Consider the following 6,500-nt stretch of genomic DNA (forward strand, 5'->3'; position numbering starts at 1 on the left):
CCATACCATTGAGATCAAACACCACTTTTACTGCATTCGGATTAAAAACATCTTCTACTTTGACTATCGACTCACACAAAGTTGCAATGCCGGCACCTGGGGCTAATGACAAGTTCTTAGCAACCTGATTAATCACCTTTGGCGGAATAAGCGGTTCATCACCTTGAACATTGACAACAATATCATCATCTGCCAAAGCAAGTTTGGCAACTACTTCCTGCAGCCTGTCTGTTCCCGAAGGGTGCTCAGCAGAAGTCATCACAACCTTGGAACCAAAGCCCAAAGCGACCTTTTCAATACGCTCATCATCTGTCGCAATAACAACTTCTTCGGCATCTGATAAGCAAGCTTGCTCATAAACCCGCTGAATCATCGGCTTTCCGGCAATATCCAACAGAGGTTTACCCGGCAAACGGGTAGAGGCATAGCGAGCAGGTATAATGACCTTAAAAGACATACGTCCCTCCTTTTCTGTGTGTGTGCTTATTTACCCAGTTTCTCATCAGTTGTAAGAGTCCGCGCTTCAGTCTCAAGCATCACTGGAATGTCATCCTGTATTGGGAACGCCAAAGCATCTACTCGACAGATCAGTTCCTGTTTTTCCTGGTCATATTGCAACTCCCCCTTACAACAAGGGCAAGCCAAAACCGAAAGTAGTTTTTTATCCACGAGAATTTCCTTCTATTTTTTCAATAATCAAATCGGCCAAGTTAGCACTCAGCTCAGCTTCTACAGGCAAGTACCAGGCATCTGACAAACCTAAAGAACGACATTTGACAGCATCTTTCTCCGTCATAATGATCGGAAGCGTTTCCGAAAAGCCAAAATCATCGATAGAGTAAGCATGATGATCTTCGAAGGCATGACGCATAACAATCATACCACTGCGCTCAAGCACCTCAAAGAAGCGTTCCGGGTTGCCAATGGCAGCAACAGCATTTACCGGCTGACCCGACAATTTATCCAAAGCTAAGGCTTGATTGAGACCATCCTGACCGGGATCAGCCTTCAACGGCAGTAAGTTGCCTGGTCGTAAATCCATTCGAATGTAAGGCTCTGATGAATTCACGCCAGGTAAATCATCAGCACCGTTGATCACCTGAAAGTCCAGCTTCTTCATTCGAGACTGGCTTTCACGCAAAGGCCCCATCGGAAGTAAATATCCATTACCCAAGGCTCTTTGACCATCGTAAACACAAACTTCCACATCACGCTGTAGCGCATTGTGTTGCAAGCCATCATCACTTATAACAACATTACAACCTTGAGCTTCCAGTGCCTGAACTGAGAGCTTTCTATTAGGACTAACAAATACCGGACAATCAAGCGCTTGCTTTAGCATGAGTGGCTCATCACCCACCTCTTCAGGCAAGCTATCGGCTAACACTTCTCGACACTCTGTAGATGGAATTGATGCACCGTACCCTCTGCTGACGATACCAGGCTGATAGCCTCTTTCCTGAAGCGCTTGCACCAAGTATGCAACCAATGGTGACTTTCCAGTCCCGCCGAGCGTAATATTGCCAACCACTATAATGGGTAAACTGGAACGATATGAGGTCTTAAAACCTAAGCGGTATAGCCATGCCCGTATGACCAAAATAAGCATATAGATAAGTGACAGTGGTGCCAGCAGGTATAGCCAAGCAGCACCTTGGTACCAAGCATCGGTTATGCTCGTTGAAGCAGCACGTTGCTGATCCTGACTAGGCATCGTCCGCCAGGTTCATATTGTAAAGTTTGGCGTACTCACCATTTGCAGCCAGAAGTGATTGATGTGTTCCCTGCTCGATTACACGACCTTGGTCCATCACTACAATTTTATCTGCATTTTCTACAGTCGATAGGCGATGCGCGATCACAATTGTTGTACGTCCCTCCATCAATACCTCCAACTCACCTTGAATAGCTTTTTCTGACTCTGTATCCAGGGCTGAGGTCGCCTCATCGAGAATCAACACTGGCGCATCTTTCAGCAAGGCTCGTGCAATAGCGATACGTTGACGCTGCCCACCGGACAACGAGACACCGTTATCGCCAAGCTCTGTATCAAAGCCCAGGTCTTTATCCTCAATAAACGCTAATGCATTAGACTTTCTCGCAGCCTCTTGTACATCCTCGATCGAAGCACCTTCCAAGCCTCCATAGGCAATATTCTTGGTAAAGGTATCGTTGAACAAGGTCACCTGCTGAGTAACCAATGAAATCTGATCTCTAAGAGAACGCAAGGTATAGTCTTCGACTGGCACACCGTCTAAGGTAATGCTGCCAGATTGGGCTTCGTAAAAGCGTGGAATCAGGTTCGCCAGTGTCGACTTACCACTACCGGAGCGGCCGACCAAAGCAACGGTTTCACCAGGCTTGATCGATAAATCAATATTCTTCAGGATCGCTTTATTACTTCCTTCGTAAGCGAAGTTAAGATCACTAATCTCAATCGCACCTTGTACTCTGGCACTTTCGAAGCTTCCTTGATCTTTCTCAGGTTCGGCATCAATCACTGCAAACAAGTCCTTAGCGGCAGCCAAGCCTCGCTGAATCTTTTCATTTACCTGAGTTAACTGACGAATAGGTTTTGCCATGGTCGCTGCCGCGGCAATGATCACCACGAAGCTCCCGGCAGTCATATCGCCACGGACATCTGGAGCGAGCGCTAACCAAACCAAAACCGCGATCGCTAATGCGACTAGAGACTGAATAACCGGTGTACTGATAGCTTTAGTCATTTCAAGCTTCAAAGCTTGCTTTAAGTTATATTCACTAGCCTGATTAAAGCGGTTTGACTCATAGTTCTCCCCACCAAATATGCGCACCACTCGGTATCCCGATACGACCTCCGAGGTTACATGCGTGACATCACCCACTGATGCCATAATACGTTTACTTAACTTACGAAAGCGCTTACTCACATAACTTACTAAGGCACCAATCATTGGACCAATTGCCAAAAAGATTAAGGTCAATTTCCAGTTAGCATTGATCATCACAATAAAAAGGCCGATCACAGTCAAGCCCTCCCGTACAATCACCGTTATTGCATCAGTTGCAGCTGAAGAGACTTGTTGAACGTTGAAGGTAATTCGAGAAATCAAATGTCCCGATGCGTTTGAGTCAAAGTAGTAACTGGGCAGTTTCAAATACCGGTCAAACACTTGGGTGCGTAACCGGTGAACGATATTCTGCCCCACATAAGCTATGTAGTATCCACCCAAGAACCCCCCTATCCCGCGCATTGCAAACAAGGAAAAAATCAGCAAAGGCAGCATCAAGCGATTTTCTTCAGTGGGATTTTCAACGGTGGTAATGACCGTATCCAGAGCTTGAGCCATTAACGCACTCGCACCCGCATAGATAGCGTTACCAATAATACTAAGAATGAAAAAGAATTTTAGTGGCTTTATATAAACCAGCAGACGCTGATAGAGCGCCCAATTTGATTCATTTAATTCAGGAAGGGCTTCCGAATCTTTACTCATAGACTACCAACAAACAAAGGCTGCCAGACAGCAGCCTATTTTGATTTATTCCGCTGCGTTGTGATACTCAACTGCACAAAACCCAACTGCCCAGCAACATCCATCACTCTAACTACATATTCGTGAGAAGTTTTTGCATCAGCCGTAATAATAAACGGAATTTTAGTGTTACCTTCAGACAGTTTCTGAACGGCTTTTTTAAGCGTGTCTTCAGAGTTATTAACCAAGCTGCGATCATTTACCGCATACTCACCTTTGGCATTGATAATCACCTCAATCTCTTTTACAGCTGGCTTCGCCGGCTCTGCACTGGACTGCGGTAAATCAATTTCCAAATGACTCTCTTTGGTGAAGGTGGTAGACACCATGAAGAAAATCAATAACAAGAACACCACATCAATCAGTGGCGTTAAGTCTACTGATACCTCTTCACCGGACTGACGTTTAAAATTCAAGAGCTCTGTTCTCCATCACGTGAAGGTTCACGGTCACCATGGATAACTTCGACCAAGCGTAAAGACTCTTGCTCCATATCTACGACAATCTCATCTACACGGCGTAAGAAATAACGGTGGAAAATTAGAGCAGGAATAGCAACTGTCATACCCGCGGCAGTCGTTATCAATGCTTCAGAAATACCACCCGCTAGAGCAGCGGCATTACCGGCACCTTCTAGCTGCAACTGAGCAAAGACTTTAATCATACCAATAACGGTACCCAACAAGCCCAACAAAGGCGTAATCACAGCAATCGTTCCAAGTGCCGTTAAAAAGCGTTCCATTTCATGCACCACATGACTGGCTTCTTCCTGAATGCTCTCTTTCATGATCTCTCGACCATGACGAGCATTTGCCAAACCAGCTGCAAGAACTCGACCTAGCGGTGCAGCTTCTTTTAACTCTTTCAACTTACGCGAGTTAAGTTCTTTCTTTTTGATAGCAGCCCACAAGTCCTGAACCAAAACCTTTGGTGCCAATCGGCTGACCCGCAAAGTCCAGAAACGCTCAATAATGATTGCCAGCGCCAATACCGAACAAAGCAGCAAAGGAAACATGATTATGCCGCCCGGCTTCAATAAATCTAACACGCAGAAGTCTCCCCAAGTAATTTTCGAACCGCTGTGACCAGCAAAGGTACCCGACTAAATACCAAGCCTAATACTGACGAACAGCAGCTTCTATCATCGCTTATTTTAGTGCCGATACTTTAGCATACTTAGAGATTTAGAAAAGCCCGTTAGTTTTTATTTACACTATCTTCATGTACTGACCAAAAAGTCTCTCGCTCGATGCGTGCCACCGCTACATTTATAGCCTCTCCACCTAACAAAAACCTTAGAGCGCCATGCGAAGCAGTCGATAATACTTCCACTCCCATCAACCTGGATCTTTCCAATACATCTGCATGGGGATGACCAAATCGATTCATATAAGCGGCCGAAATTACCAGAATCTTAGGCTGAACATTTTTTAACAAGGCAATGGATGTCGCATTTGCAGAACCATGGTGACCCGCGATGAGAACGTCAGCCTTCAATGAATCTCGATAGCGCTCTACTAAGTGCATTTCAGCCTCTCCTTCCAAGTCCCCCATGAGCAGAAAACTCTGACCCCGATAGGTAAAACGAAGCACGCAAGAGCGATTATTTGAAGACGCCCCAAATTCTGCCCCAGCCGCAAAAGGGTAAAGAACCTCCAGGCGCCCCCCCGTATACTCCCAAGACATTCCAGCGGCGCAAGGTTTTTCGTTCATTAAGCCCGATACACGACCCGGCTCGCCAGACCACAAGTGCGTAGGCTGCAAATATTCCTCAACGCGCGCAGCTCCGCCCGCATGATCCGCGTCACCATGACTCACTATCAACCCACTAATATTCAGCAACAACTCTTGTTCACGGAAATAGGGGAAAACTGCACTTTCAACCAGAGAATAGCTTCCCAAGGCTAACCCGGTATCATAGAGCCAGTACTGACCGCCCCAGATCAATGCGATAGCCAAACCCTGCCCCGCATCGAAAACCAAGACCTCGGACTTCGGCTCCTTTAGCACTGAAGGCGTGTAGAGCACCAATAACAATACCGCCAGAAACACTGCCCGAAGCAGATAATTGCGAATAAAGAAAACAAAGCTCAAGAATAAAACCGCATAAGGAATTAATAAGACATTGCTTGCCCCAAAAGAAAACTCAGCTAAAAGACCAATTAAAGATGACAAATACTGAACCAGTAACTCTAAACCAGCATCAGAACAGCTCATCAAGATCTCACCAACTGGCCGACTCAAAAACGAGATACCTAAAGCAACTAAAGATACAGGCAAAACAAACAACGAAACCCAAGGAACGGCAAACATATTTCCTAATAAGCTCGCCAGCCCCTGAACATTGCCGATCAGGGCATTAATAGGAGCGAGGCCGACAATCAAAACCAACTGCAGCAACAACAGTGAACGCCAGCTTGCATCCATATTTAGTGCAAACCGTGACAACAATATAAGCAAAGCCACACAAATAAATGAATACCAAAAGCCAATATTCATGGGCGATAGGGGGTCGAATAAAAGTACCATAAACATTGCGGCACAATAAATCGCCAAATAGTCTCTGCGCCACCGCCCTGATAAAAGCACCAGAGCCAACACAGACATTACCCAAGCCCTGATGGCAGATTCACTCCCGCCAACCATAATGACGTAAGCAAGGCCGAAAAAAGCAACGACTGGCACTCGAAAAGCAGACCAGACCAAGAGCTTATAGAGAAAAAACATCACCAGCCCCACATGCAGGCCCGAGATAGCAAGCAAATGCTGTGTTCCTGTGTACTGCAGAACTCGTGAGTCTCCAGGACTAATTTGCCCCCGATCTCCCAGGATCAGGGCCCTAAGTAGACCTTTATGTTCTTTATCTAGGAGTAAGTTATTGAGATAGTCACCTAAACTCATACGGTATGAATTCAGGCTAGAACGAACTCGGTCCGCCAATGTGAACCCAGCCTCATCTTCAGCACTTTCGAGCACCTCCACAAT

General features: G+C 46.0%; 7 protein-coding genes. All 7 read right to left on the bottom strand.

Going from position 1 to position 6,500, the window contains the following annotated elements; all coding sequences use genetic code 11:
* A partial coding sequence (gene kdsB, locus A3761_RS11505; protein ID WP_068750239.1) for a 3-deoxy-manno-octulosonate cytidylyltransferase occupies positions 1 to 457 on the bottom strand: 457 nt, incomplete at its 3' end.
* 26 nt (positions 458 to 483) lie between these two features.
* On the bottom strand, positions 484 to 669 hold the full coding sequence (locus tag A3761_RS11510; RefSeq protein WP_068516292.1) for a Trm112 family protein: 186 nt from the start codon (positions 667 to 669) through the stop codon (positions 484 to 486).
* Positions 662 to 1,714 (bottom strand): tetraacyldisaccharide 4'-kinase, encoded by a 1,053-nt coding sequence (lpxK, locus tag A3761_RS11515; protein ID WP_068516289.1) that lies wholly within the window; start codon positions 1,712 to 1,714, stop codon positions 662 to 664. Before lpxK ends, A3761_RS11510 begins: the two co-directional genes overlap by 8 nt.
* Positions 1,707 to 3,476 carry a lipid A export permease/ATP-binding protein MsbA gene (msbA, locus tag A3761_RS11520; protein ID WP_068516286.1) on the bottom strand — a complete coding sequence of 590 codons (1,770 nt, stop codon included), beginning with the start codon at positions 3,474 to 3,476 and terminating at the stop codon, positions 1,707 to 1,709. The genes lpxK and msbA overlap by 8 nt, the downstream gene beginning before the upstream one ends.
* 35 nt (positions 3,477 to 3,511) lie before the next feature.
* Positions 3,512 to 3,931 carry a biopolymer transporter ExbD gene (locus tag A3761_RS11525; RefSeq protein WP_068508176.1) on the bottom strand — a complete coding sequence of 140 codons (420 nt, stop codon included), beginning with the start codon at positions 3,929 to 3,931 and terminating at the stop codon, positions 3,512 to 3,514.
* Positions 3,928 to 4,563, bottom strand: coding sequence for a MotA/TolQ/ExbB proton channel family protein (locus A3761_RS11530; RefSeq protein WP_068508177.1), 636 nt, complete (start codon positions 4,561 to 4,563; stop codon positions 3,928 to 3,930). The genes A3761_RS11525 and A3761_RS11530 overlap by 4 nt, the downstream gene beginning before the upstream one ends.
* Positions 4,564 to 4,712: 149 nt before the next feature.
* Positions 4,713 to 6,500, bottom strand: a 1,788-nt coding sequence (locus tag A3761_RS11535) for a DNA internalization-related competence protein ComEC/Rec2 (protein WP_197473022.1), incomplete at its 5' end; no start/stop codon positions are given.

The sequence above is a fragment of the Oleiphilus sp. HI0123 genome, assembly GCF_001635315.1.

What these genes read in the sequence shown, in the direction of transcription:
- lpxK (WP_068516289.1), bottom strand. Translation starts at nt 1,714, where the DNA reads ATGCCTAGTCAGGATCAGCAACGTGCTGCTTCAACGAGCATAACCGAT.
- msbA (WP_068516286.1), bottom strand. Translation starts at nt 3,476, where the DNA reads ATGAGTAAAGATTCGGAAGCCCTTCCTGAATTAAATGAATCAAATTGG.